The sequence below is a fragment of the Microbacterium sp. CFBP 8801 genome (assembly GCF_014839455.1).
GTDB lineage: Bacteria > Actinomycetota > Actinomycetes > Actinomycetales > Microbacteriaceae > Microbacterium.
On record NZ_JACYNU010000001.1, the window covers coordinates 472,639 to 499,560 of the forward strand.

Here is a 26,922-nt window from a genome sequence, read left to right on the forward strand (position 1 = left end):
GGCTCCATCCTAGGTTCGCGCGTGTTCGCTAGCAGCGGGACGCTCCGTCGCCCGGCGCATCCGAGACGGCTCGTAGAGTGGATCCATGCCCCACATCGCCCCGCTGTACGACCGCGCCCCCGCCGCGCCGCCCGTGCCGTCGGGCCTGCCGCTGGTGATCGCCCTGACCGGCTTCACCGACGCCGGCGGGGCCGTGACCCGGCTCGTCGAGTACTTCCGCGCCGACCTCCAGCCCAACCCGCTCTACGTCTTCGACAACGACATGCTGCTCGATTACCGTGCGCGGCGCCCCCTCATCACCTTCGTCGAGGACCACCTCACCGACTACCGCCCGTCGAAGCTCGAGTTGTCGCTGGCCCACGACTCGCTGGGGCACCCGTTCCTGCTGCTGGCCGGATACGAGCCCGACTTCCTCTGGGAGTCGTTCTCCGAGACGATCCTCGAGCTCTCCGCCGGCCTCCAGGTCTCGTCGATCACCTGGGTGCACGCCATCCCCATGCCGGTTCCGCACACGCGCCCGATCGGCACGACGGTCAGCGGCACCCGCTCAGACCTGGCCGAGGCGCACTCGGTCTGGCGTCCGCACACCCAGGTTCCCTCGACCGTCGGTCACCTGCTCGAATTCCGCTTCGCCGAGGCCGGCGCCAAGGTCGCCGGCTTCGCCCTTCTGGTTCCGCACTATCTCGGCGACACCGAGTACCCCGCGGCAGCCCTCGCGGCCCTCGACAGCCTGACGGTCGCGACCGGGCTCGTCTTCTCGGGAGAGGTGCTGCGCGAAGAGAACCGTGAGTTCCTCGGCAAGGTCTCCGAGCAGGTCGAGGGGAGCGACGAGCTCACCCGCATGCTCGAGAACCTCGAAGAGCGCTACGACGCCTACATGGCCGGATCGACGTCGGCCACGCCGATCATCCACACCGGTGATCTGCCGAGCGCCGACGAGCTGGCGGCCGAGCTCGAACGATTCTTGGCCACCCGCCCCGGAGACGACGACCGCCGGGGTCGCCTGGGCTGACCCGCCGACGCGGTCGTCCAGGCGGCGCCGCAGCCGCCCGGCCTGCGGTCGGGTTCCCTGACGATCGACGCGTCGCCGGTCCGTACGCGCCCACGACTGGGCACCCGGGGAATGATCGCCGCGTGCGTGGCGTTGTCTACGCATAGATCCCCGGCCCACGTCAAGTCCCGGGCGGGGGATGTGAGACAATGAAGAACCTGACCCGTTGTCAACCGGACCAGGAGCCCCCGCTCCTCGGTTCGGGACTTGACAAGGGTCTTACTAGTGTCCGAGAACGACCGGCGGCCGTGCAGCGTACGTTCCCGGTGAAAGGCGAAACGTGGCAGTCACGACGACCAAGACCCGCTCCAAGAGTGTGAAGGACGCCGAGCTCGCGAACTCCGAGGAGACCGTGACGGCGTCGACGACGACGACCGCGAAGAAGGCTCCCGCCAAGAAGGCCCCCGCCAAGGCCAAGGCGACGCCCGCGAAGGCCAAGACCAAGGCGAAGAAAGACGACGACCTCGAAGAAGACGAAGAGGTCGAAGACGAGGGCGATGTCGAGGTCGAGGTCGACGACAGCGACGACACCGACACCGACGCGGCCAAGACCGCGACGAAGAAGTCCGACGACGACACCGACGACGACGACGAGAGCCCGAAGGCTCCCGCCGAAGCGCTGCCGACCGGCGCCATCGTCATCTCGTCGAGCGACGAAGACGACGTCCCCGTCTACTCCGCGCAGATCACCGGCGCCACCGCCGACCCCGTCAAGGACTACCTGAAGCAGATCGGTAAAGTCCCACTGCTGAACGCGGCCGAAGAGGTCGAGCTCGCGATGCGCATCGAGGCGGGTCTCTTCGCCGAAGAGAAGCTGTCGAACATGTCGGCCGCCGAGAAGACCAACCAGGTCGGACTCGACCTGCAGTGGGTCGCTCGTGACGGTCAGCGCGCCAAGAGCCACCTGCTGGGCGCCAACCTGCGCCTGGTCGTGTCGCTCGCCAAGCGCTACACCGGTCGCGGCATGCAGTTCCTCGACCTCATCCAGGAGGGCAACCTGGGCCTGATCCGTGCGGTCGAGAAGTTCGACTACACCAAGGGCTTCAAGTTCTCGACCTACGCCACCTGGTGGATCCGTCAGGCCATCACGCGCGCCATGGCCGACCAGGCCCGCACCATCCGCATCCCGGTGCACATGGTCGAGGTCATCAACAAGCTCGCGCGTGTTCAGCGTCAGATGCTGCAGGACCTCGGTCGCGAACCCACGCCCGAAGAACTCAGCCGTGAGCTCGACATGACCCCCGAGAAGGTCATCGAGGTGCAGAAGTACGGCCGCGAGCCGATCTCGCTGCACACGCCCCTGGGTGAAGACGGCGACAGCGAGTTCGGTGACCTCATCGAGGACACCGAGGCCGTCGTCCCCGCCGACGCCGTGGGCTTCACCATGCTGCAGCGTCAGCTCGAGTCCCTCCTCGACTCGCTCAGCGAGCGTGAAGCGGGTGTCATCCGCATGCGCTTCGGCCTCGGCGACGGTCAGCCCAAGACGCTCGACCAGATCGGCGACACGTTCGGCGTCACGCGCGAGCGCATCCGCCAGATCGAGTCGAAGACGATGGCCAAGCTGCGTCACCCGAGCCGCTCGCAGTCGCTTCGGGACTACCTCGAATGAGCGGCGAGGCCAACGCCGGCAAGGCGCTCACCGTCACCGTCGAGGGCACCTCGTACGCCCGCATCCCGATCCGCACGCGGGTCGTCATGCCGGGAGACGACCTCGACGCCTTCGTCCTGGAGTACGCGAAGGATGCCGTGCAGCCGGGCGACCTGCTGTTCGTCACCGAGAAGATCGTCGCGATCACGCAGGGCCGGTCGTACAAGCTCGACACGATCACGCCGCGCAAGCTCGCGCTGTTCCTGTCGAAGTACGTCACCCGCACGCCCTACGGCATCGGTCTCGGCATGCCCGAGACCATGGAGATGGCGCTGCGCGAGTGCGGTACCCCGCGCATCCTGTTCGCCGCGGCCGTCTCGGCCGTGACCAAGGCGTTCGGCCGGAAGGGCGACTTCTACCGCATCGCCGGCGACAAGGCCCGCGCGATCGACGGCCCCACCAAGGGAACGATCCCGCCGTACAACCAGGCCGTGGTGCTCGGTCCGGAGCGCCCGCGCGAGGTCGCCGCTCACCTGAAGTCGCTGCTCGGCGTCGACCTGCAGGTCGCCGTGGTCGACATCAACGACCTGGGGGGCAACATCCTCGGCTCGACGATGGACAAGGCCGGCGAGAAGCGTCTCGTCGCGATCCTCAAGGACAACCCGCTGGGCCAGGGACACGAGTCCACCCCGCTCGGCATCGTGCGCCACAGCTGACACCACCCGTCGAAAGCCCGCTCCGGTCTCGGAGCGGGCTTTTCGTCGTCCGTGCGGCACAACTCCTGCGTCACCGGCGCGCGATCAGAAACCGAAGGCCCGCCCCCTACGGGAGCGGGCCTTCTCAAGGTCCTGCGTCAGAAACCGATCGCGGCGCGGTAGCGCGGCTTGTGACCGGTGCGGATCCCGGTGACGCTCGGCTTGTTCTCGTACACGCCGGCACCCCAGTTGCCCTCGACGAGCACGGGGCCGTCGGGACCGACGACGATGTCCCAGCCCACGTACTGCACCTGCGGCACGACGCGTGCGACCTGGTCGACGAACGCCTTCACCTCGTCGATCATCGGCAGCTGGAAGTCGGCGATGCGGGCGCCCGAGTCGGGGTGCAGTTCGTGCACGTGCCCGTGCGAGTCGTAGCCGGCGCCGAGCGCGTGGCCGTTCTCATCCAGCATCGTGTAGAAGCCGCCGAAGGTCATCTGGTCGCTCACGGCTCCCCGGCCGAACTTCTGCGCCATCGCGAGGATGTGCGTGGTCGAGCCGTCGAAGAACGCCGTGACCCGGGTGGTGTTCACCGTTCCGGGGCAGACCGCGGCGAGATCGTCGTGCTGGCGGATGACCTCTTCGACGAGGATCTCCCCGCGCTCGAGCAGGCCCCGGTGGAAAGCGCTCCAGTCCTCGACCTCGGCCGCGTGATAGCGGTGCACGCCGGTCCCGGCCTGGCCGACCGGCTCCTTGGTGACGATGGTGCCCAGACGCTCGGTGAACGACTTCAGGGCGTCGGCGTTGTCGGCATCCACGACCATCCACTCGCGGCGCAGGAACTCGCTGAAGCGACGGTCGAACTCGACCTTGTCCTGGAAGATCCCGCGGTAGTCGGGGTGGTCGTACTTCTGCGAGATCTGATTCGACACGGGGTGCGTCATGTACGTCTCGCGCTCGGCGGGCGTCAGGATCGCGAAGTCGTAATCGATGTAGTCCTGGAAGCCGACGTTCTTCACACCGGCCTGGAAGAGCATGTCGGCGACCACGAGCGGCAGCGACTTGCCGTGCTGCTCCGCGGCTTCTTTGGCACGCTCGATCACCGAGCCGACGTCGATGCGACGGGCGCGTCCGGCGAGGTAGCGGAGGCGGGTGACGGGGGAGAAGCCCTGGGTAGGCATGCACGCTCCGGGATCGGGGGAGAAGGACCCCGTTAGTCTAGATGTGTGACCTCCACGCTCCCTGCCCGCCCGCCCGCGGCGGGGGGAGTCGCGCCCGTGGCCCTCGTATCGGAGTCCGCTCTGCGCGCCAACGCGCCCCTCGCCCTCGCGGCCGGTGCGGCTTCCGGCGCCGACGACGTCCTCACGGCCGACGGCTGGGGGCACGGCGCGGCGTGGGTGGCATCCGTGCTGTCCGATCTCGACATGGATGCCGCCGCCCTCGACGCCGCGATCCTGTTCGGCCTGCCCGGCTCGCACGCGCGCCCGGTGCTGTCGCTGCGCGGACGATCCCTCGGCTCCAAGCCCCTGTTGCGCGGGGAGGGCGTCTCGTACGGGTACACGCACCGCGCCCCCCACGACACGACCATCGCTCTGGTCACCGGCGGCTATGCCCAGGGCGTCGTGCGCTCGCTCGGCAATGCGGTGACCGTCGCCATCGACGGGCGCCGTCACCGCATCGTCGGCCGCGTCGCCATGGACGTCTGCGTCGTCGACGTCGAAGACGCGCCCGTCGCCCGGGGGGCCGAGGTGGTCTTCTTCGGCGACCCGGCCGACGGCCACCCGTCGCTCGCGGAGTGGACGGATGCCACCGGCCTCACCGCCGCGGAGATCGTCGCGATCGTCGGCGCCCGGGCAGACCGCAGGGTGGCCGCGTGAGTGCCGTCTACCGCGTCGACCTCGACGCCTTCGCCCGCAACCTGCGCCGCGTGCGCGAGGCCGTCGCCCCCGCCGTCCCCATGCTCGTCGTGAAGGACGATGCCTACGCCCACGGGCTCGACCGGATCGTCCGGCGCGCGGGCGAGGAGGGCGTCCGCTGGTTCGGTGCGTTCGACGTCGTCACCGGCGCCGCGGTGCGCGCGATCGCCGGCCCGGACGCGCGCATCTTCGTCTGGCTCATCGGGGGAGCCGACGACCTGGCCGCGGGCATCGCGGCCGACCTCGACCTCGGCCTCGGCGACGAGGCCCTGCTCGACGACCTCGCGCGTCTTGCGGCGGACCGCCCGGCGCGCGTGCACCTCAAGATCGACACGGGGCTGCATCGCAACGGCATCCGACCCGAGCGGTGGCAGGGAGCCCTCGCGCGCACCGCCGCGCTGGTCGACTCCGGACGCGCCGTGCTCGAGGGGATCTGGTCGCACATCTCCGAGGCCTCGGATGCCGACGACGACGACGCCCGTGCCCTGTTCCTCGCCGCGCGCGATCAGGCCCGCTCCGTCGGCCTCGACCCGCGCTTCTCGCACCTCGCTGCCAGCGCGGCCGGATTCGCACGCGGGGAGTTCCGCGAAGACCTCGTGCGGGTGGGGGCGTTCTCGTACGGCATCCGTCCCGCCGGCGGCCCGAGCGAGACGGACCTCGGTATCGAGCCCATCGCCCGTCTCACGGCGACCGTGACGACCGTCGACACGGCGGGCGTCCACCTCGACGTCGGCAGTCTCCACGGCCTTCCCTGCACCCTGGCCGCCCGCTTCGACGTCGACACCCCCGGGGGCCCCCGCCGGGTCGAGGCGATCCGCGCGACCGAGACCGTCCTCGCGCCGTGGGATGACGCGGCACCCGGCGACGAGATCGTGATCTTCGGTCGGGGAGCCCGCAGCAGCGCGACCGACCTCGCCGAGCTCATCGACACGATCGGCGAAGAGATCGCCCTCCGCGTCTCGCCGAGCCTTCCCCGGGTCTACGACGCCGACGGGCGCTGAACTCGCGACCGACGCCAGGGACCGCGAACGCGAAACGGGCCCCGTCCCACTCCCGGAGGAGTGGTGCGGGGCCCGTTTCGACGTACCGGCTCAGTCGGCGGCGGTGAGACGCGCGGTCTCGTCGTGCCACGAGGTGGCGATGCTGCGGAGCTTCTCTTCGTACTTGCGGCCGTGGTGCGCGCAGAACAGCAGCTCGCTGCCGTTCACCTCGGCGGCGATGTAGGCCTGCGCTCCGCACGAGTCGCAGCGATCAGCCGCCGTCAGGCGGTGGTCGAGGACGGCTGACGCTTCGGGTGCAGTCGTAGTGGTCATCTCGGGTGCCCTCCTCAGTGGTCGTTGGGCGAGTCCCCATATACAACCACGCGGATGTTTCCCCTATGCCGCGGCGTGATCACATTTCGCTGTGCGCGTACGACGACCCGACCTCGCTGTGTGTCTGCAAGCGATGTCGGCGGCCCCGATTACGCTGGGAGATCGTGACGTCCGAGTACTCCGCCCATCATCTGCAGGTCCTCGAGGGCCTCGAAGCCGTGCGCAAGCGCCCGGGTATGTACATCGGCTCGACCGACTCCCGGGGCCTCATGCACTGCCTGTGGGAGATCATCGACAACTCCGTCGACGAAGCCCTCGCCGGCCACGGCACGCGCATCGACATCGTGCTGCACGCCGACGGCAGCGTCGAGGTGCGCGACCGGGCCCGTGGCATCCCCGTCGACGTCGAACCGCGCACCGGTCTCACGGGCGTCGAGGTGGTCTTCACCAAGCTGCACGCCGGAGGAAAGTTCGGCGGCGGCTCGTACGCGGCCTCGGGGGGACTCCACGGCGTCGGCGCCTCGGTCGTGAACGCGCTGTCGGAACGACTCGACGTCGAGGTCGACCGCGCCGGCAAGACCTACGCGATGTCGTTCCACCGCGGCGAACCGGGCCGGTTCGCGGGCGACACTCCCGACTCGGCCTTCACTCCGTTCGAGCGCAGCAGCGAGCTGAGGGTCATCGGCAAAGCCCCGCGCGGGGTGACCGGAACCCGCATCCGGTACTGGGCGGATCGGCAGATCTTCACCAAAGACGCGGCCTTCAGCCTCGATGATCTCGTGCAGCGCGTGCGCCAGACGGCCTTCCTCGTGCCGGGCCTCGAGATCGTGGTGCTCGACGATCGTGCCGAAGAACGCGTCGAGACCAGTTACCGCTTCGACGGCGGCATCTCGGAGTTCGCCGAGTTCCTCGCCCCCGACGCCGCGGTCACCGACATCTGGCGGCTGACGGGGACCGGATCGTTCACCGAGACCGTCCCCGTGCTGCAGCCCGGCGGCTCCATGGTGCCCACCGAGGTCGAGCGCGCGTGCGAGGTCGACATCGCCGTGCGCTGGGGCACCGGTTACGACACCACCAGCCGTTCCTTCGTGAACATCATCTCGACGCCCAAGGGTGGCACGCACCAGCAGGGCTTCGAGCAGGGCCTGATGAAGGTGCTGCGCGCACAGGTAGAACAGAATGCGCGCAAGCTCAAGGTGGGCAACGACAAGGTCGAGAAAGACGACCTGCTCGCCGGTCTCACGGCCGTGCTCACGGTGCGCCTGCCCGAGCCGCAGTTCGAGGGCCAGACCAAAGAGGTGCTCGGCACCCCCGCGGTGCGACAGATCGTGGCATCCGTCGTCACCCAGGAGCTCACGGCGCTCTTCTCCTCGCCCAAGCGCGACGACAAGGCGCAGACGGCCCAGCTGCTCGAGAAGATCGTCTCCGAGATGAAGGCGCGCATCTCGGCGCGCACGCACAAAGAGACCCAGCGCCGCAAGAACGCCCTCGAATCGTCGTCGCTGCCCGCGAAGCTCGTCGACTGCCGATCGAACGACGTCAACGATTCCGAGCTCTTCATCGTCGAGGGCGACTCGGCCCTGGGAACGGCGAAGCTCGCCCGCAACAGCGAATACCAGGCGCTGCTGCCGATCCGCGGCAAGATCCTGAACACGCAGAAGGCATCGATCAGCGACATGCTGTCGAACGCCGAGTGCGCCTCGATCATCCAGGTGATCGGCGCGGGCTCCGGGCGCTCGTTCGACCTGAGCGCCGCGCGCTACGGCAAGATCATCCTCATGAGCGACGCCGACGTCGACGGGGCGCACATCCGCACCCTGCTGCTGACGCTCTTCTTCCGGTACATGCGACCGCTCGTCGAAGAGGGCCGCGTCTACGCCGCGGTGCCGCCCCTGCACCGCGTCGTCGTCATGAATCCGGGTACCAAGCCCAACGAGACGATCTACACCTACAGCGAGCAGGAGCTCCACGCCCTGCTGACGAAGCTCAAGCGCAGCAACAAGCGCTGGCAGGAGCCCGTGCAGCGGTACAAGGGCCTCGGCGAGATGGATGCCGACCAGCTCGCGACCACGACCATGGACCGGGCGGGCCGCATGCTGCGCCGTGTACACGCCGAGCACATCGAGCAGGCAGCCGAGGTCTTCGACCTGCTCATGGGCAGCGACGTCGCTCCGCGCCGGGAGTTCATCATCGAGTCGAGCGACCGCCTGGCACGGGAGCGCATCGACGTCTGAGTCTCGGACGACGCTTCGTCGGCCCGTCGTGGACCAGACGGCGCGCGCCGTGCGGCGCGGCGCCGTCGGCGCGCGTCAACGGATGGCGGTGCCGATCGCACCGATGACGGCGTCGAGCGGCTGACCCGACGCGTCGCGCTTCGCGCCCGCCTCGGGCAGAGCCCGCACGGCACCATCGGCGCCGACGGCGCGGGGATCGGTACCGACCCAGGCCAGAACGAGGGCGTCTTCGCCGCGCAGCAGGCGCTGCGCGCGCACGCCACCGGTGGCACGGCCCTTCGCCGGGTACTCGGTGAACGCCGAGACCTTCGCGCTGCCCGCATCGGTGCCGGGGAGGGCGGCCGAAGAACCCGCGACGGTGACCACGACCGCGTCGAACGCCGACGCCCCCACAACCGCGAAGGCGATGACGTGAGCGCCGTCCGCGAGCCGGATGCCGGCCATGCCCCCCGCGGAACGGCCCTGCGGGCGCACCGACGAGGCTTCGAAACGCAGCAACTGCGCGTCGCTCGCGACGAAGACGAGCTCGGCGTTGTCTCCCGCGGGTGCGGCGCCGACGACGCGGTCACCGTCGCGCAGCGAGATGATCTCGATGTCGGGCTTGGTGCCCAGCTCGCTCGCGGCGACGCGCTTGACCACGCCCTGCGCGGTGCCCAGTGCGATCATGGGGCCCCCGACGAGGGGGACGAGTGCGACCACCGTCTCGCCCTTGGCGAGGGTGAGGTACTGCTCCACCTTCGTGCCGGCGGCCACCTGCACGGCGTTGGCCGGGACCGAGGGAAGGTCGACGGGAGAGAAACGCACCAGGCGCCCCGCCGAGGTCACGGCACCGATGTCGCCACGCGTGGTCGTGTCGACCGACGAGCGGATCGCGTCGTGCTTGGACCGACGGGCCGGGGGCACCACCCCGCCGGCGGGCGCGTCGGCGATGAGCTCGGCGCGCACCATGCGACCGGTCGACGAGAGGTAGACGCGGCACGGGGCGTCGGCGATCTGCAGGTCGGCGGCGGCTGCTGCGGCAGCACGGGCCGACCGGGGTTGCACCGGCCCGCCGTTGAGCAGCATCGTGCGCCGGGGCGTGCCGTACGCCTCGGCGGCGGCATCGAGTTCGGTCGCGACCAACTGTCGCAGGAGCGTCTCGCTGCCGAGCAGTTCGACCAGCGCGGCGATCTCGGCGTGCAACTGATCGCGCTCGGCCTCGAGCTCGATGCGCGAGAACTTCGTCAGGCGCCGCAGGCGCAGCTCGAGGATGTACTCGGCCTGCAGATGTGAGAGGTCGAAGACCTCCCGCAGCTTGGTTCGGGCCTGGTCGCCGTCGTCCGAGGAGCGGATGACCTGGATGACCTCGTCGATGTCGAGGATCGCGATCAGCAGGCCCTCGACCAGGTGCAGGCGTGCGCGCTTGCGCGCCAGGCGGTACTCGCTGCGGCGCGTGACCACCCGGATGCGGTGCTCGATGTACACGCGCAGCATGTCGCGCAGCCCCAGCGTCTGCGGCTGACCGTCGACGAGGGCGACGTTGTTGATGCCGAACGAGTCCTCGAGGGGGGTCAGCCGGTACAGCTGCTCGAGCACGGCCTTCGGGTCGAAACCGGTCTTGATGCCCACGACCAGGCGCAGACCGTGGTTGCGGTCGGTGAGGTCGGTCACATCGGCGATGCCGGTGAGCTTCTTCGCCTGCACGGCGTCTTTGATCTTCTCGATGACCCGCTCGGGTCCGACCAGGTAGGGCAGCTCGGTGAAGACGATGCCCGTACGCCGCGGGCCGAGCGACTCGATCGACGCCTTCGCCCGGGTGCGGAAGCTGCCGCGGCCGTTCGTGTAGGCGTCCTTGATGCCGTCCAAGCCCACGATGATCCCCCCCGAGGGGAGGTCGGGGCCCGGGACGAACTCCATGAGCTCCTCGACCGTGGCATCCGGATTCTGCAGCAGGTGCGTGGCGGCCCCCACGACCTCGATGAGGTTGTGGGGCGCCATGTTGGTCGCCATGCCCACCGCGATGCCGGTCGCGCCGTTCACGAGCAGATTCGGGAAGGCGGCGGGCAGCACCTCGGGCTGCTGGAACTGGCCGTCGTAGTTGGGGATGAAGTCGACGACGTCTTCGTCGAGGTTCTCGGTCAGCGCCAGCGCGGCCGCGGCCAGACGGGCCTCGGTGTATCGCGGGGCTGCGGGGCCGTCGTCGAGCGAACCGAAGTTGCCGTGACCGTCGACCAGCGGCACGCGCAGCGAGAACGCCTGCGCGAGGCGCACGAGCGCGTCGTAGATCGGGGCGTCGCCATGGGGGTGCAGCTTTCCCATCACCTCGCCCACGACGCGGGCGCTCTTCACGTGCCCGCGGTCGGGCCGGAGCCCCATCTCGGCCATCTGGTACAGGATGCGCCGCTGCACGGGCTTCAACCCGTCACGCGCGTCGGGAAGGGCGCGCGAGTAGATGACCGAGTAGGCGTACTCGAGGAAGGACCCCTGCATCTCGGTGGAGACATCGACGTCTTCGATGCGCTCGGTCACGGGGGCGGAGGAACGGGAATCGGGCATAGAGGAGGCCTCGGGTCGGGCGGGCGTCCGGATCGGACGGGGATCGGAGCCGTGTGGAAGACTTGCTCCGATGTCACTCAGCCTACCGGCGGACCCGCCGCGCTCCCGGAGCCTCACCGGTGTGGTGACGCAGACCATCGCCGCGTTGTCGGGGGAGTCCGACTGGCTCGCCCCCGCACGCAGTGCGATCGTGTTCGTCGTCGACGGCCTGGGCAGCCACAACCTCGCCGCGCGTCGCGGACACGCGCGCTTCCTGTCGTCGGCGGGCGGGCGTCGCGACGTCGCGCGCACGGTGTTCCCCTCGACCACCGCCGCCGCCCTGACGAGTCTGCTGACCGGCACCGACCCCGGTGTGCACGGCATCGTGGGCTACCGCGCCCGCGTCCCGGGCACACGCACCGCCCCCAACCAGTTGCATGGCTGGGAGACCGACGGCCTCGATCCGCACACGTGGCAGCGCAGCCGGCCCCTGCTCGAGCAGCGCGTCGACGCGGGGCACCCGTGCTTCGTCGTGTCGCGCCCGGCCTACGCCGGAACCGGCTTCACCGAAGCGACGCTGCGCGGCGCCGAGCTCGTCTCGTCGAACGACATCGACGAACGCGTGCGCCTCGCGGCCGACCTGGCGGCCCGGCATGCCGGAGCCCTGGTGTACCTCTACGCCCCGGAACTCGACACGGCGGGCCACCGCGACGGCTGGGAGTCGGATCGCTGGACCGACGCACTCGAGACGGTGGATGCCGCCGCCCGCCGCCTCGGCGAGTCGATCGACGCGGGCACCGGCGTGCTCGTGACCGCCGACCACGGCATGGTGGACGTCCCCGCGCGCAAGCACGTGCTGCTGCGCGACGGCGACGAGCTGCTCGACGGCGTAGATCTGCTCGGGGGCGAACCCCGCATGCTGCACCTCTACGCCGACGAGGGGCGAGCGGATGCCGTGGCTGCGGCCTGGAAGGCCCGCGAGGCGTCGCGCGCCTGGGTGCTGACCCGCGACGAGGCGATCGAGGCGGGCCTGTTCGGTCGGGTCGACGACGAGGTACGGGAGCGGATCGGCGATGTCGTCGTCGCGGCGCGCGGGCGCTTCGCCTACTACGACGACCGCGAGGCCGACAAGCGACCCCAGCGTATGATCGGCCAGCACGGCTCGCTGACCGAAGAGGAACGCACGGTGCCGCTGCTGCGCCTCGGCGCCTTCGCCTGAGCCGTCTCGCGCGGGCGGGGTCCCGGCATCCGCCCGCGCACCATCCCCGTGCGGGGCGGGGGTGAGAGCGTCAGCTCTCGTCGGTGCGCGCCCCGAACACGATCTCGTCCCACGACGGCATCGACGGGCGCCCCTTGGTGCGCCGCGCGGAATCCGCCGACGACGAAGACGAACGATCCGGGTCGGCGGGGGAGTCCGCGTCAGTGGACGGCGTCGGCTCGACCGCGTCGAACAGCGACACCGGGGGGCCCGACGGACGCCGCTCGGGCGACGGCTCGCTCTCGGTCATGCCGGGGAGCGGTTCGCGCTGCCCACGACGACGGCGCAGGGCCTCGAGCAGGTCGGCCGTCTCCGACGAGGCGACCGGGGCGTCGGGAGCGCGATTGATGGCCGCGGCCTGCACGGCGGGGGCGATGGGGCCGGTGCCTTCGACTCCCGGCTCGTCCTCGATGTCGAAGCGACGGGGGCCGAAGGACCCGCTGTCGAAACGCGAGTCGTCCTTCGAGACGGTGTCGAGGGCGCGGAGGCGCGGGATGAGCCCCTCGGGGAGCGATCCCTGCCGCGAGAGCTGGATGGCGTCGGCGTTCTGCGGCGACAGGCTGCTGCGGCGCGGGTCGAAGCCCCACCGCGCATCGTGGTCGATGCCGTTGGCCGTGAACTCGAGCTTCACCAGCCAGCTCGAACCCTCTTTCCAGCTGGTCCAGCGCTCGGCCGAGGCACCGGCCTCGCCGAGCTTGGCGCGCACGGCCGCACCGAAGGTGATGGGGGCGTCGTGCTCGAGGGCACCGCCGAGCAGCACCGGGACGGCCAGGGCCTGACCGACGACGTGCTCGCGCTCGGCGAGGACCGGGCGCTCGAAACGCTCGACGTCTTCGACGCGGGCGTTCAGCAGGGTGGCCACCTCGCGGGCCGACATCCCGGCGCGGATGTGCGCCTGGATCTCGCGGGGGCTGGGGCGCGGGGCACGGTCGTCGTCGCTGCGATCACGACGGGCACGGCGCGCCTCGGCGCGCAGCACGTCGTCGAGCGGCAGCGCGAAGCGCTCGCCCGCCTGAGTCGCGACGACGAGGACGTCGTCCTCGGTGCCGATGACTTTGAGCTGTTCCATGCGAAACACCCCTCCGATCTGCGGTCGAGGCCCATGCTGACACGCTCGCCGCGTGGTTCCGGGAATATCGCGGGCGCGCCGCGAGTTTCACGCCTCGCCCAATACGCAACCCGTCCCCCGAGCATTTGCTTATCGAGGTCGGGTCATGCAAACTATGGCCGCCCGATCGGGCACCCGATGGGGCACAGCACCACAAAACACTGGAAGTAGAGACCTGCACGCATGGCAACGGATTACGACGCACCGCGCAAGACCGAGGACGACAGCGAGTCGATCGAGGCCCTCAAGGAGCGCGTGCCCGACAAGGCGTCGGGGTCGATCGACAACGAGGACGCCGACAACCCTTCGGGCTTCGAACTGCCCGGCGCCGACCTCTCCGACATCGAGCTCGATGTCGTCGTTCTCCCCGCTCAGGAAGACGAGTTCACCTGCATGAACTGCTTCCTCGTGAAGCACCGCTCCCAGATCGCAGAAGAGAGCGGCCCCGGCTTCATCTGCCTGGAGTGCGCAGCCTGACCTGAGCACGCTGGATCGCCGCCACCAGGCGATCCGGCGTGCGGGTGGACACCACCCACGACGGGGTCGGATCGTCGGGGTCGGTCACGGGAATCGTGACGACACCGTCGACACCACCCCGGATGACGTGCCAGGCCCGGTGGTCGAGACCACTCCCGCGGGCCGTGCGCGCCTCTTCGGCGGCCACGCCGACGGGGGTCCCCAAGAACTCCACCGGGATGTGGCCGCGCCCCGCGCGCAACTCGCCGTCGCGGATCTCGACGACGGGGGAGATGGCGACGAGACCCACCACGATCGCCACCGACACCAGGAGCCCGATGAACAGGGCCAGCGTGGTGTCGAGCGGCGAGAACACCAGGGCGGCCATGGGGCCGCACACGGCGGCGGCGACGAGCGCCCAGAGCGACGGGCTCAGACGCTCTCGATAGTCGGCTGCGGTGCGGATGCCGCACCCCCTCTTCTGCATTACCCTCGTGGGGTGACCGAAACGGTGGACGTCCCAATTGTCGCATCCGAGCCCCCGGTCTTCGCCCACCCCGGCGACGCCGGTGCCGACCTGATCGCCGCCGAGGCCGTGTGCCTGCAACCCGGGCGCCGCGCGCTGGTGTCCACCGGCGTGCGCATCGCCCTCCCCGAGGGCCACGCGGCCTTCGTGGTGCCCCGCAGCGGGCTCGCTGCGAAGCACGGCATCACCGTCCTCAACTCCCCGGGCACGATCGACGCCGGGTACCGCGGCGAGATCAAGGTGGCCCTGCTGAACACCGACCTCGACGAGGCCTATGACATCGCGGTCGGAGACCGCATCGCCCAGCTCATCGTGATGCCCGTCCCGCCCGTGCGCTTCGTCCCCGTCGACGAACTTCCCGACAGCGTGCGCGGCGACGGCGGTTTCGGATCGAGCGGATACCAGAGCCTTCAAGGGAGCACACGATGACCGACAACGACCAGCCCGGCACAGACCAGCCCGGAACCGAGGTCGTCACGGCGGCCAAGAGCGCCCCGGCCGATCGCGACAGCGCCGGCCCCTTCGACGAATCCGAAGCGAACCCGGTACGCCCCTACATCGACCTGGGCGGCATCAAGATCCTCCCGCGCGAAGGACTCAACCTGCGCCTCGAGGTCGAGGAGCAGACCAAGCGCATCGTGGCCGTGGGCCTCGACTACTCCGAGTCCACCCTGCAGGTGCAGCCCTTCGCGGCCCCGCGCACCAGCGGCCTGTGGGAAGAGACGCGCGAGCAGATCCGACAGCAGGTCAAGCAGCAGGGCGGCCGCGTCGAGGAGCGCGAGGGCCCGCTGGGTCCCGAGCTGCTCGCCGAGGTGCCCGTCATGGCCGGCGCCGACGGCTCGGCCAAGCGTCTGGCCCGCTTCGTCGGCGTCGACGGCCCGCGCTGGTTCCTGCGCGGGGTGATCGGGGGAGCCGCGACCTCCGACGTCGCGGCCGCCGCCGCCGTCGAAGACCTCTTCCGCTCGATCGTCGTGGTGCGGGGCACCTCGCCCATGCCGCCGCGCGATCTGATCCCCCTCCGGATGCCGGCGACCCCCGGCACCGCATGAGCGACGACTCGCCGCGCCCGGCGCACGACGACGCCCGCGTCCCCCTCGAGCCGCCTTCGGCCGCAGACAGCGTCGGAGCCGCGCTGGGGAACGCCGCGCGTCGCGCGGGCCTCGACCCCGCGAAGCACAGCTCCACCGGCGCTGCCGTGTGGTCGGCGATGGGCGGGTGGCGCGGCATCCTGGAATCGGTGCTGCCGTCGCTGGCGTTCGTCGTGCTGTTCACGGTCACGATCGATCCCGAGACGCGCCAGGGCAACCTCTGGGTGAGCCTCGGGGTGTCGGTGGGTCTCGCCGTGGTCTTCACGCTGGCGCGCCTGATCGCGAAGTCTCCGCCCAGCGCCGCCATCGGGGGTCTGCTCGCCACCGCGGGCGCCGCGATCCTGGCCCTGGTGACGGGCCGCGGTCAGGACAATTTCGTGCTCGGGTTCTTCACGAACGGCGCGTACGGCACGGCCTTCCTGGTCTCGGCCCTCATCGGCTGGCCGCTCATCGGCCTCGCGGCGGGCTACCTGCTGGGCGAGGGCACGGCCTGGCGGGCGGACCGCCGCAAACGTCGGGCCTACACCTGGCTCTCGATCGCCTGGGCGGCACTGTTCGCGGCGCGCCTGATCGTGCAGCTTCCGCTGTACTTCGCCGGCGACGTCACCGCGCTCGGCACGCTGAAGATCGTCATGGGCCTGCCGCTGTTCGCCCCGATGCTCGCCGTGACGTGGCTCGTGGTGCGCGCTCTCACTCCTCGCCGAGAGTCCTGATAATATCTTGACATCAAGATAAATCCGTCGCCCCAGACGGTTAGGTCGACCTTCCTGGCATCGACGTCTCCGCGCGGGGAAGATGGGAAACTGCGGGTCTACGCCTGCGCATTCGCCGACGAAGGAGACGATCGTGTCCACGGTTGACAGCTTCGGTGCCAAGAGCACCCTGACGGTCGGCAGCACCGACTACGAGATCTTCCGCATCGACACGGTCGCCGGTCACGAGAAGCTCCCGTTCAGCCTCAAGGTGCTGCTCGAGAACCTGCTCCGCACCGAGGATGGCGCGAACGTCACCAAGGAGCAGATCCAGGCGCTCGGTTCGTGGGTCCCCACGGCCGACCCCGACACCGAGATCCAGTTCACGCCGGCCCGCGTGGTCATGCAGGACTTCACCGGTGTGCCCTGCATCGTCGACCTCGCCACCATGCGCGAGGCCGTCACCGCCCTGGGCGGCGACCCCAACAAGATCAACCCGCTCTCGCCCGCCGAGATGGTCATCGACCACTCGGTCATCGCCGACCTGTTCGGCAGCGAGAACGCCCTCGAGCGCAACGTCGAGATCGAGTACGAGCGCAACGGCGAGCGGTACCAGTTCCTCCGCTGGGGCCAGACGGCCTTCGACGACTTCAAGGTCGTCCCCCCGGGAACCGGCATCGTGCACCAGGTCAACATCGAGCACCTGGCCAAGGTCGTCTACGACCGCACCGTCGACGGCGTGCTGCGCGCGTACCCCGACACCTGCGTCGGCACCGACTCGCACACCACGATGGTCAACGGCCTGGGCGTGCTCGGCTGGGGCGTCGGCGGCATCGAGGCCGAGGCGGCCATGCTCGGTCAGCCCGTGTCGATGCTCATCCCGCGCGTCGTCGGCTTCAAGCTCACCGGTGAGATCCCCGCCGGGGTCACCGCGACCGATGTCGTGCTCACCATCACCGACATGCTGCGCAAGCACGGCGTCGTCGGCAAGTTCGTCGAGTTCTACGGCGAGGGCGTCGCCTCGGTGCCGCTGGCCAACCGCGCCACCATCGGCAACATGAGCCCCGAGTTCGGCTCGACGGCCGCCATGTTCCCCATCGACGACGTCACCCTCGAGTACCTTCGCCTCACCGGCCGCGACGAGCAGACCGTCGACCTGGTCGAGGCGTACGCCAAAGAGCAGAAGCTGTGGCACGACCCGTCGCGCGAACTGTCGTTCAGCGAGTTCATCGAGCTCGACCTCTCGACCGTCGTCCCCTCGATCGCGGGCCCGAAGCGCCCGCAGGACCGCATCCTGCTGTCCGAGGCGAAGTCGCAGTTCGAGAAGGACATCCTGAACTACGCCGACGCGTCGGTCTCGGACTCGATCGTCGACCTCGAGGTCGACGGCACCTTCCCCGCCTCCGACCCCGGTTCGGTCCCCGGCGAAGAAGAGGAAGACGTCACCGACAGCGAGGTGCTCATCTCGTCGGGGCACCCCGTCAACGCCTCGAACCCGGTGCGCGTGACGACGCCCGACGGGCAGTCGTACCTGCTCGACAACGGCGCCGTTACCCTGGCCGCCATCACGTCGTGCACCAACACCTCGAACCCCTCGGTCATGATCGCGGCGGGCCTGCTCGCCAAGAACGCCGTCGACAAGGGCCTCAAGCGCAAGCCGTGGGTCAAGACGACGCTCGGACCGGGCTCGAAGGTCGTCACCGACTACTACGAGAAGTCGGGCCTCGACAAGTCGCTCGAGGGCCTCGGCTTCTACACCGTCGGCTACGGCTGCACGATCTGCATCGGCAACTCGGGCCCGCTCATCGAAGAGGTCTCCACGGCCGTCAACGAGCACGACCTGGCCGTCACCGCGGTGCTCTCGGGCAACCGCAACTTCGAGGGTCGCATCAGCCCCGACGTGAAGATGAACTACCTGGCCTCGCCGCCGCTGGTGGTCGCCTACGCGCTGGCCGGCTCGATGAACTTCGACTTCGAGACCGACGCGCTCGGCACCGACCAGAACGGCGAAGACGTCTTCCTGAAGGACATCTGGCCGGCTCCCGACCAGGTGCAGACGATCATCGACGCGTCGATCTCGCGCGAGCAGTTCATCACCCAGTACGCCACCGTCTTCGAGGGTGACGAGCGCTGGAAGAACCTGCCCACCCCGACCGGCCCGACCTTCGAGTGGGACGCCGACTCGACCTACGTGCGCAAGGCTCCGTATTTCGAGGGCATGACCATGGAGCCCGACGCCGTGCGCGACATCAGTGGCGCGCGCGTCATGGCGACGCTCGGCGACTCGGTCACCACCGACCACATCAGCCCGGCCGGCAACATCAAGGCGGGCACGCCCGCCGCGCAGTACCTGATGGACCACGGTGTCGCACAGAAGGACTTCAACTCCTACGGCTCGCGCCGCGGCAACCACGAGATCATGATCCGTGGCACGTTCGCGAACATCCGCCTGAAGAACGAACTGGTCGCCGCCGTCAACGACGGTCAGATCATCGAGGGCAGCTACACGCGCGACTTCACCCAGGCCGGTGGCCCGCAGACGTTCATCTACGACGCCTGCATGAACTACCAGGAGCAGGGCACCCCGCTCGTCATCTTCGGTGGCAAGGAGTACGGCTCCGGCTCGTCGCGTGACTGGGCGGCCAAGGGCACGAACCTCCTCGGCGTGAAGGCCGTCATCACCGAGAGCTTCGAGCGCATCCACCGCTCGAACCTCATCGGCATGGGCGTCGTCCCGCTGCAGTTCCCCGCCGGCGAGAGCTGGAAGACCCTGGGTCTCGACGGCACCGAGATCGTCTCTATCGAGGGCCTCGAGCAGCTCAACGAGGGCGTCACGCCCAAGACGGTCAAGGTCATCGCGACCCCGAGCGAGTTCTCTCCCGAGGGCAAGCAGCCGATCGAGTTCGACGCGGTCGTGCGCATCGACACCCCCGGTGAGGCCGACTACTACCGCAACGGCGGCATCCTGCAGTACGTGCTGCGTTCGCTGGTCTGACACACCCGCACCGTCGTGCCCCGGGAGCCTCGCTCCCGGGGCACGCGGCGTTTGCGGAGACCACGAAACGACCGTGATCGCAAGGCGTTGCCGGGCCCGACCGGCCCCCCGAGACTAGAATCGACAGGTATTCGCACCACTGCGTCTACCGCACGAGAGGAGTCGCATGGCTCTCCTACCCGGCATTCACGGTCCCCGTGACCTCGACGACCTGGGCCCCGCGCAGCTGCGTCAGCTGGCCGCTGAGGTCCGGTCGTTCCTCGTCGAGAACGTCTCGCGCACCGGCGGCCACCTCGGTCCGAACCTGGGCGTCGTCGAGCTGACGATCGCCCTGCACAAGGTGTTCGACTCGCCCGCCGATCCCATCATCTTCGACACCGGTCACCAGTCGTACGTCCACAAGATGCTCACCGGGCGTCAGGACTTCGCCAACCTCCGCTCGCGCGGGGGATTGGCCGGGTACCCGCAACGTTCCGAGAGCGAGCACGACGTCGTCGAGTCCTCGCACGCGTCGAGCTCGCTGAGCTGGGCAGACGGGGTCTCGCGCGCGTTCTCGCGCACCGGACGCACCGATCGTCACGTGGTCGCCGTCGTCGGAGACGGCGCGCTCACGGGCGGCATGACGTGGGAGGCGCTGAACAACATCAGCGACGACAACGACCGCAACCTCGTCATCGTCGTCAACGACAACGGGCGCTCGTACGCCCCGACCATCGGCGGCATGGCGCGCTACCTCAACCGTGTCCGTACGAACGACGCCTACCGCACACTGCACCGCGGCTCCGACACGCTGTTCCGGCGCTTAGGCCCCGCGGCTCGCGCCGTGTACCGCGGCGTCCGCGGCGGCACGCACGGGTTCCTCTCGCGCTTCACGAACAACGAGGCGCTGTACAGCAACCTCGACATCAAGTACCTGGGCCCGGTCGACGGGCACGACTTCGACGTGCTGATCGAGACGCTCGAGCTGGCCAAGTCGTACGGCGCTCCCGTCATCGTCCACGCGATCACCGACAAGGGCAGCGGATACGCCCCGGCACTCAGCGACACCGCCGACCAGTTCCACGCGGTGGGCAAGATCGACCCGATCACCGGCGAGGCCGTCGGCTCGGGCGGCGGCCCGCAGTGGACCGACGTCTTCGCCGAGGAACTCGTGGCCGTCGGTGCCGAGCGCGACGACGTCATCGCCATGACGGCCGCGATGCTGCGGCCGACCGGGCTGCAGCAGTTCGCCGAGCGGTTCCCCGAGCGCGTCTACGACGTCGGCATCGCCGAACAGCACGCCGTCGCCTCGGCCGCCGGCCTCGCCTTCGGCGGCCTGCACCCCGTCGTGGCGATCTACGCCACCTTCATGAACCGTGCGTTCGACCAGGTCATGATGGACGTCGCGCTGCACAAGGCGGGGGTGACGTTCGTTCTCGACCGTGCCGGCGTGACGGGTCCCGACGGCCCCAGCCACCACGGCATCTGGGATCTCGCGATGCTGCAACTCGTCCCGGGCATCCGCATCGCCGCGCCGCGCGACGCGAGCCGTCTGCGCGAGGAGTTCCGCGAGGCGACCGCCGTCGAAGACGCCCCCACCGTCGTGCGGTACCCGAAGGGCAAGATCCCCGACGACCTCGATGCGATCGAGCGTCTCGCCGACGGCGTCGACGTGCTCGCACGCGGCTCGTCAGAAGATGTGCTGCTCGTCGGCATCGGCCCGATGGTGCACCTGGCGATGGAGGTCGCCGAGCGGCTTCGCGCGCAGGGCATCGGCGCGACGGTGATCGATCCCCGCTGGGCCATCCCGGTGCAGCCGTCGATCGTCGAACTCGCCCGTACGCACCGTCTGGTGATCACGATCGAGGACGGCATCCGAGTCGGCGGAGTCGGCACCCGTGTGCGTCAGGTGCTCCGCGAGGCCGGCGTCGACACGGCGGTCGACGAACTCGGCATCCCCGACGCCTTCATCGACCACGCGACGCGCGAGCAGATCCTCGAGGATGCCGGGCTCACGGCGTCGAAGATCGCCCACGACGTGGTGGCCCAGGTGCTCGGCACCCGCATCCCCATGGCCCGACAGACGCCCACCGGGTCGATCCCCACGTTCGACTGGGAGAAGTCGCGCCCGTGACGCCGACCCTGTGACGCTGGCCTCGTGACGGGCTGAGATCAGGCCGGACCGCACGGTTTCCGGCCTGATCTCGTCGTGCGGGTCGTTCCCACGACGCTGCACGCCCCGAGACGGCGCCCCGCTCCGCGGGCACGACAGCGGCGCCGCCCCCTCGGGGACGGCGCCGCTGTGGTGCGTCAGGCTCCGATGCCGCGAATGGGCGGGTGGTGGAACGTGTCGCCGAAGGCGCGATCCGACGCTCCCTCGCGATCGAGGTACGGCGAGGCGCCGCCGTCGATGAAGGGCCATCCGGCGCCGAGGATGAGGCACAGGTCGATGTCTTCGACCTCGGGCACCACGCCCTCGTCGAGCATGATCTTGATCTCCTGTGCGAGGCCGTCCTGCACGCGGGCGAGGATCGTCTCGGGCGCGACCGGCGTCTTCCCGGTGACGAGAACCCTCTGCGCGGCCTTCGTCCAGCCGGTCACACGACCGCCCTTGTCCTTCTCGGCGACCTCCGGGAGCGCGGCGAGCTCGTGGAAGTTCTCCGACGAGAAGAAGCGGTCGGGGAACGCGTGCGCCATCGTGTCCTGCACGTGGGCGGCGACCTTCCATCCCACGAGGTCGATGAGCTGGAACGGCCCCATCGGCAGGCCGAGAGGTGCGAACGCCTTCTCGACCGTCGCGATCGGGGTGCCCTCGTAGACCGCGCGTGCCGCCTCGCCCATGACCTTCGCCAGCAGACGGTTCACGACGAAGCCGGGTGCATCGGCGGTGAGCACCGCGTTCTTGCCCAGGCCCTTCGCGACGACGAACGCCGTCGACAGGGCGGCGTCGCTCGTGGCAGCCGTCTTCACGACCTCGATGAGCGGCATCACCGCGACGGGGTTGAAGAAGTGGAAGCCGACGAGACGCTCGGGGTTCTGCAGCACCGAGCCGATTTCGGCCACCGAGAGCGACGAGGTGTTCGTGGCGAGGATCGCGTCGTCGGCGACGACCTTCTCGATGGCCGAGAACACCTCCTGCTTGACCCCGACCTCTTCGAACACCGCCTCGATGACGAAGTCGCAGTCGGCGAACTCCGAACGGTCGGTCGTGCCGTGCACGAGGGCGCGCAGCTGGTTGGCGGTGTCGCCGTCGAGGCGGCCCTTGGCTTCGAGCTTGCCGATCTCTTCGCGGATGGATGCCACGCCCTTGTCGACGCGCCCCTGGTCGAGGTCGGTGATGATCACGGGAACCCGGAGCTTGCGAACGAACAGCAGCGCGAACTGCGACGCCATGAGACCGGCGCCGATCACGCCGACCTGGGTGACCTTCTTCGCGAGCGCCTTGTCGGGGGCCCCGACCGGACGCTTCGCGCGCTTCTGCACGAGGTCGAAGGCGTACATGGATGCCGCGAACTGGTCGCCCGTGATGAGATCGGCGAGAGCTTCGTCTTCGCGGGCGAAGCCCTCGGCCCTCGTGCCGCTCTTGGCCTTGTCGAGCAGGTCGAGCGCGACGTAGGGGGAGCGGGGGACGGTGCCGATCTTCGACTCGAGCATGCCGCGGGCCATCTTGATCGCGATGGGCCACTTGGTCAGGCGCTCGAGCTTGCCCGGCTCGTTCTTGCGCTCGACCTTCACCCGGCCGGTGAGCACGCCGTCGGCCCACCGCAGCGAGTCCTCGAGGTACGAGGCCGCCGGGAAGATGGCATCCATGATCCCGAGGTCGAAAGCCTGCTGCGGCTTGAGCATGCGGTTCTGCTTGAGCGGGTTCGAGATGACGACCTCGAGCGCGTTCTCGATGCCGATCAGGTTCGGCAGCAGGTAGGCGCCGCCCCAGCCGGGGATGATGCCGAGGAACACCTCGGGCAGGGCCACCGCCGCGGCCGAGGCGTCGACCGTGCGATACGTCGAGTTCAGCGCGATCTCGAGACCGCCGCCGAGTGCGAGGCCGTTCACGAAGGCGAACGAGGGCACGCCCAGCTCGGAGAGCGAGCCGATCACCTGATGTCCGCGCTGGGCGATCAATCGGGCGACGTCTTTCGAGGGCAGCTTCGCCACGTCGGACAGATCGGCGCCGGCCGCGAGGATGTACTGCTTGCCCGTGATGGCGACGGCGTGGATCTCGCCGGCCGCGGCCCGGCTCTTCAGCGTCTCGAGCGTGCGCCCGAGCTCGGCGAGCGTCGCCGGCCCCAGGGTGTTGGGGCGGGTGTGGTCGCGACCGTTGTCGAGCGTGATCAGGGCGACCACGTTACCCGAGGGCAGGCGCACGTCGCGGACGGGGGAGTGGGTCACGACCTCGTCGCCGGTGAGAGCGTCGAGCGGCGAAAAGTCGATGGCGGCGTAGTCGGTCACTTGCGCTTCTTCTTTCCGTCGAAGAACGGGTTCTCCCAGATGACCGAGCCACCCTGACCGAGTCCCACGCACATGGCGGTGAGGCCGTAGCGCACGTCCGGACGCTCGGCGAACTGAGCGGCCAGCTGGATCATGAGACGGACTCCGGATGCCGCGAGCGGGTGGCCCAGGGCGATGGCGCCGCCCCACGGGTTCACGCGCGGATCGTCGTCGGCGATGCCGAAGTGATCGAGCAGCGAGATCACCTGGATGGCGAAGGCTTCGTTGAGCTCGAACAGACCGATGTCGTCGATCGTGAGTCCGGCCTTCTTCAGTGCCTTCTCGGTCGAGGGGATGGGTCCGATGCCCATGATCTCGGGCTCGACGCCGGCGAAGGCGAACGAGACCATGCGCATCTTCGGAGCGAGGCCGAGTTCTTTCACGGCACCGGAACCGGCGAGCAGGCTGATGGTCGCGCCATCGGTCAGCGGCGACGACGTGGCCGCGGTGACCCGTCCGTGCGGGCGGAACGGTGTCTTGAGCGTCGCGAGTCCCTCGAGGGTCGTCTCGGGTCGGCGGCCCTCGTCTTCGGTCGCGAGTCCCCACGCGCCCTCGGCGTTCTTCACCGCGACCGAGACGAGGTCGGGCTGGATCTTGCCGGCCTCGTAGGCGGCCTGCACCTTGTGCTGGCTGGCGACGCCGAAGCGGTCGGCGCGGTCCTTGGTCAGGTGCGGGAAGCGGTCGTGGATGCGCTCGGCCGTCACGCCCATGTTGAGTGCGCCCGGGTCGACGAGCTTCTCGGCGACGAAGCGGGGGTTGGGGTCGACGTTTCCGCCGATGGGGTGGCGGCCCATGTGCTCCACGCCGCCCGCGAGGGCGAGGTCGTACATGCCGACGCCGATCGAGGCACCCATGGTGGTGACGCTCGTCATGGCTCCCGCACACATGCGCTCGACCGCGAAGCCGGGCACCGTCATCGGCAGACCCGCGAGGATCGCCGCCGTGCGTCCCAGGGTCAGCCCCTGGTCACCGGTCTGCGAGGTGGCGGCGATGGCCACGTCGTCGATCCGGTCCTTCGGCACGTCGCCGTTGCGCTCCATCAGCCCGATGATCGCCTTGACCACCAGATCGTCGGCACGCGTGTTCCAGTACATGCCTTTTTCGCCGGCGCGCCCGAAGGGGGTACGCATTCCGTCGACGAAGAAGACGTCCGTCATCTCGGCCACTCTGCCTCCATTGTTTGGGATGACCCCCAGCCTAGGAAGGCGGTTCGGCGCCCGAGAATCGGTTGTCCGAACCTACGAATCCGTGACGGGGACGTCGTCTTCCGTGTTGAGGGAAGCTACAAAGCTATCGGCGATCACCTGTGCGGTCTGATCAATCTGCCAGGGTCGAGCACCCCACTCCGCCAGCGCCGCGCCGACGGCGTCGGCCGTGAGCTCGGCGGGGGGAGCCCACGCCACGCGGCGCAACGTCTCGGGGGTGAGCAGGTTCTCGGTCGGCATGTGCAGCGCTTCGGCGCGCTCCTCGACGGCGGGACGCGCCGCCTTCAGACGGCGGTCGGCATCGGGGTTGCGATCGACCCACGCGCGGGGAGGGGGAAGCGTATCGCTCGGCACCCGGTCGGCGGGCAGCTCGGTCGCCTCGCGCCCGGCGACGATGGCGTTCCACCACCGGTCGAGCTGCGTCCGGCTCGCTCGGCCGTTGAACTCCTTGATGCCCGCGAGGGCCTGCTTGGTCGCCGGGTCGGCCATCACGGCGGCGACCAGAGCGCGATCGGGTACGAGTCGCCCGGGGGCGATGTCCTGCTCCCGCGCGAAGTCTTCGCGCGCCTGCCAGAGCGAGCGGGCGATGGCGAGCGATCGTCGACCGCGCACCGAGTGCAGGCCGCTGAGGCGGCGCCACGGGTCTTCACGCGCGGGCTTGGGCAGACGCTCGAGCACCGCCTGGAACTCCTGGCGGGCGAACTCGGTCTTCTGCTGCTCCTCGAGCTCGGCGACCAGCACGTCGCGCACGTCGATCAGGTGCTCGACGTCGAGAGCGGCGTACTCGAGCCAGGATGCCGGAAGCGGACGCGTCGACCAGTCGGCGGCCGAGTGCGCCTTGGCCAGCGTGATGCCGAGCGTGTGCTCCACCACGGCCCCGAGGCCGACGCGCTCGTGACCCAACAGGCGCGAGCCCAACTCGGTGTCGAAGATGTGCGGGGGCTCGAGACCCCGTTCCCGCAGCGACGGGAGATCCTGGCTCGCCGCGTGGAACACCCACTCCGCATCGCCGATCGCCGCTTGCAGGGGCGCGAAGTCGTCGATGGTGGACGGGTCGAAGAGGAACACTCCGGCGCCGCGGCGGAACACCTGGATCAGGTAGGCCCGCTGCGAGTAGCGGAAACCCGACGCCCGTTCGACGTCGACGGCCACGGGACCCGTGCCCGCCGCCAGACTCTCGCACGCGGAGCTCAGCCCCGCGGCATCCTCGATGACGATGTACTCAACCACGCGTGGGCCTCCGGGCTCCGAACACGGCAACACCCTCCGACCCCGGGGGGAGGCCGGCGAGCATGCACACAAGCTCCGCCCACGCCTCGAGGTGCGGGCGGAAGGGACCGCGCGGCGTCCATGACGCGCGAAGTTCGATCTGCGACCCCTCGCCCTGCGCGGCGAGGGCGCCGAAGCCGGTCGAGAGGGTCTTGGTAGCGGTGCCCGACTCCGAGTGGCGCTCCGCGCCGCGCGAGTCGAGGGCGTCGATGAGCCACGACCACGCGACGTCGGCGAGCAGCGGGTCGATGCCGATCTCGGGCTCGAGCGGTGCCTGCGCGAAGCAGACGATGCGCCACGCCCCACCCCACGGCTCGGGCTCCTCGGGGTCGTGCAACAGGATGAAACGCCCGGTGCCGAAGGGCGAATCCGTCGCGTGCTCCTCGGGCCGCACATCGCCGGCCAGCGCGAGTGAGAAGGGCGCCAGTCCCGCGGGGGAGGCGATCTCGCGCACGACCAGATCGTCGCGGAACATCGTCGCGCGCACCTCGTCGCCCGCGCGCACGAAGGGGCTGGCGGCGTCCCCGGGGCGCTGGTCAGTCACGGC

Annotated in this window: 22 protein-coding genes; 13 read left to right on the forward strand and 9 right to left on the reverse strand. The window is 69.6% G+C overall.

From position 1 onward, the window contains the following. The first annotated feature begins 85 nt into the window (after positions 1 to 85). The 3 genes from IFR11_RS02245 (at position 86) to IFR11_RS02255 (ending at position 3,355) form a co-directional block, all read left to right on the forward strand. The gene (locus tag IFR11_RS02245; protein ID WP_191915079.1) at positions 86 to 1,012 is read left to right on the forward strand and encodes a PAC2 family protein; all 927 of its coding nucleotides are present in this window, start codon (positions 86 to 88) and stop codon (positions 1,010 to 1,012) included. A gap of 319 nt (positions 1,013 to 1,331) precedes the next feature. Continuing rightward, complete coding sequence (locus IFR11_RS02250; protein WP_055940294.1) at positions 1,332 to 2,660, forward strand: RNA polymerase sigma factor; 1,329 nt, start codon at positions 1,332 to 1,334, stop codon at positions 2,658 to 2,660. Then, entirely contained in the window at positions 2,657 to 3,355 is a 699-nt protein-coding gene (locus IFR11_RS02255) for a coenzyme F420-0:L-glutamate ligase (protein WP_055837189.1), read from the forward strand. The genes IFR11_RS02250 and IFR11_RS02255 overlap by 4 nt, the downstream gene beginning before the upstream one ends. A gap of 137 nt (positions 3,356 to 3,492) precedes the next feature. Here the strand turns inward: IFR11_RS02255 and IFR11_RS02260 are convergent, their stop codons facing one another. Then, entirely contained in the window at positions 3,493 to 4,515 is a 1,023-nt protein-coding gene (locus tag IFR11_RS02260) for a sugar-transfer associated ATP-grasp domain-containing protein (protein WP_191915080.1), read from the reverse strand. Positions 4,516 to 4,560: 45 nt separating this feature from the next. Between IFR11_RS02260 and IFR11_RS02265 the strand changes: the two genes are divergently transcribed. Together IFR11_RS02265 and IFR11_RS02270 are read left to right on the forward strand one after the other, a co-directional pair. Then, positions 4,561 to 5,211: an alanine racemase C-terminal domain-containing protein gene (locus IFR11_RS02265; protein WP_191915081.1), complete on the forward strand. Its 651-nt coding sequence runs from the start codon at positions 4,561 to 4,563 to the stop codon at positions 5,209 to 5,211. Then, positions 5,208 to 6,251: an alanine racemase gene (locus IFR11_RS02270; RefSeq protein WP_055940288.1), complete on the forward strand. Its 1,044-nt coding sequence runs from the start codon at positions 5,208 to 5,210 to the stop codon at positions 6,249 to 6,251. The genes IFR11_RS02265 and IFR11_RS02270 overlap by 4 nt, the downstream gene beginning before the upstream one ends. Positions 6,252 to 6,341: 90 nt before the next feature. On the opposite strand, the gene IFR11_RS02275 is transcribed toward IFR11_RS02270, so the two are convergent. Further along, positions 6,342 to 6,563 carry a DUF7455 domain-containing protein gene (locus IFR11_RS02275; protein WP_055837203.1) on the reverse strand — a complete coding sequence of 74 codons (222 nt, stop codon included), beginning with the start codon at positions 6,561 to 6,563 and terminating at the stop codon, positions 6,342 to 6,344. Between the two features lie 161 nt (positions 6,564 to 6,724). On the opposite strand from IFR11_RS02275, the gene IFR11_RS02280 reads away from it, so the two are divergent. Further along, positions 6,725 to 8,797, forward strand: coding sequence for a DNA gyrase subunit B (locus tag IFR11_RS02280; RefSeq protein WP_191915165.1), 2,073 nt, complete (start codon positions 6,725 to 6,727; stop codon positions 8,795 to 8,797). 75 nt (positions 8,798 to 8,872) lie between these two features. Here IFR11_RS02280 and IFR11_RS02285 read toward each other — a convergent pair whose 3' ends face one another. Beyond that, a complete protein-coding gene (locus IFR11_RS02285; protein WP_191915082.1) occupies positions 8,873 to 11,332 on the reverse strand; it encodes a DNA gyrase/topoisomerase IV subunit A in 2,460 nt (819 codons plus the stop codon). A 70-nt stretch (positions 11,333 to 11,402) separates the two neighbouring features. Here IFR11_RS02285 and IFR11_RS02290 point away from each other — a divergent pair, with 70 nt between their 5' ends. Continuing rightward, on the forward strand, positions 11,403 to 12,530 hold the full coding sequence (locus IFR11_RS02290) for an alkaline phosphatase family protein (protein WP_191915083.1): 1,128 nt from the start codon (positions 11,403 to 11,405) through the stop codon (positions 12,528 to 12,530). A 70-nt stretch (positions 12,531 to 12,600) separates the two neighbouring features. Here the strand turns inward: IFR11_RS02290 and sepH are convergent, their stop codons facing one another. Continuing rightward, a complete protein-coding gene (gene sepH / locus IFR11_RS02295) occupies positions 12,601 to 13,638 on the reverse strand; it encodes a septation protein SepH (protein ID WP_191915084.1) in 1,038 nt (345 codons plus the stop codon). A 222-nt stretch (positions 13,639 to 13,860) separates the two neighbouring features. Between sepH and IFR11_RS02300 the strand changes: the two genes are divergently transcribed. Further along, entirely contained in the window at positions 13,861 to 14,154 is a 294-nt protein-coding gene (locus IFR11_RS02300; protein ID WP_055837222.1) for a DUF4193 domain-containing protein, read from the forward strand. Here IFR11_RS02300 and IFR11_RS02305 read toward each other — a convergent pair. After that, entirely contained in the window at positions 14,129 to 14,620 is a 492-nt protein-coding gene (locus IFR11_RS02305) for a DUF3093 domain-containing protein (protein ID WP_055837225.1), read from the reverse strand. The genes IFR11_RS02300 and IFR11_RS02305 overlap by 26 nt on opposite strands. Positions 14,621 to 14,632: 12 nt before the next feature. On the opposite strand from IFR11_RS02305, the gene dut reads away from it, so the two are divergent. The 5 genes from dut to dxs all read left to right on the forward strand — a co-directional run bounded on the left by dut (position 14,633) and on the right by dxs (position 21,547). Then, entirely contained in the window at positions 14,633 to 15,088 is a 456-nt protein-coding gene (gene dut / locus IFR11_RS02310) for a dUTP diphosphatase (RefSeq protein ID WP_191915085.1), read from the forward strand. After that, positions 15,085 to 15,708, forward strand: a complete 624-nt coding sequence (locus IFR11_RS02315) for a DUF3710 domain-containing protein (protein ID WP_055940281.1) — start codon at positions 15,085 to 15,087, stop codon at positions 15,706 to 15,708. The genes dut and IFR11_RS02315 overlap by 4 nt, the downstream gene beginning before the upstream one ends. Further along, on the forward strand, positions 15,705 to 16,460 hold the full coding sequence (locus IFR11_RS02320) for a DUF3159 domain-containing protein (protein WP_055837234.1): 756 nt from the start codon (positions 15,705 to 15,707) through the stop codon (positions 16,458 to 16,460). Before IFR11_RS02315 ends, IFR11_RS02320 begins: the two co-directional genes overlap by 4 nt. 133 nt (positions 16,461 to 16,593) lie before the next feature. Further along, positions 16,594 to 19,434 (forward strand): aconitate hydratase AcnA, encoded by a 2,841-nt coding sequence (gene acnA, locus IFR11_RS02325; protein WP_342030234.1) that lies wholly within the window; start codon positions 16,594 to 16,596, stop codon positions 19,432 to 19,434. A 166-nt stretch (positions 19,435 to 19,600) separates the two neighbouring features. After that, complete coding sequence (gene dxs / locus IFR11_RS02330; RefSeq protein WP_191915087.1) at positions 19,601 to 21,547, forward strand: 1-deoxy-D-xylulose-5-phosphate synthase; 1,947 nt, start codon at positions 19,601 to 19,603, stop codon at positions 21,545 to 21,547. A gap of 176 nt (positions 21,548 to 21,723) precedes the next feature. Here dxs and IFR11_RS02335 read toward each other — a convergent pair whose 3' ends face one another. From IFR11_RS02335 to IFR11_RS02350, 4 genes are all read right to left on the reverse strand, one after another. Beyond that, positions 21,724 to 23,862, reverse strand: a complete 2,139-nt coding sequence (locus IFR11_RS02335) for a 3-hydroxyacyl-CoA dehydrogenase NAD-binding domain-containing protein (RefSeq protein WP_191915088.1) — start codon at positions 23,860 to 23,862, stop codon at positions 21,724 to 21,726. Further along, positions 23,859 to 25,067 (reverse strand): acetyl-CoA C-acyltransferase, encoded by a 1,209-nt coding sequence (locus IFR11_RS02340; RefSeq protein ID WP_191915089.1) that lies wholly within the window; start codon positions 25,065 to 25,067, stop codon positions 23,859 to 23,861. Before IFR11_RS02340 ends, IFR11_RS02335 begins: the two co-directional genes overlap by 4 nt. 72 nt (positions 25,068 to 25,139) lie before the next feature. Then, positions 25,140 to 26,336, reverse strand: a complete 1,197-nt coding sequence (locus tag IFR11_RS02345; RefSeq protein WP_191915090.1) for an HRDC domain-containing protein — start codon at positions 26,334 to 26,336, stop codon at positions 25,140 to 25,142. Next, a complete protein-coding gene (locus IFR11_RS02350) occupies positions 26,329 to 26,919 on the reverse strand; it encodes a DUF3000 domain-containing protein (protein ID WP_055837908.1) in 591 nt (196 codons plus the stop codon). The genes IFR11_RS02345 and IFR11_RS02350 overlap by 8 nt, the downstream gene beginning before the upstream one ends. Positions 26,920 to 26,922: the final 3 nt, after the last annotated feature.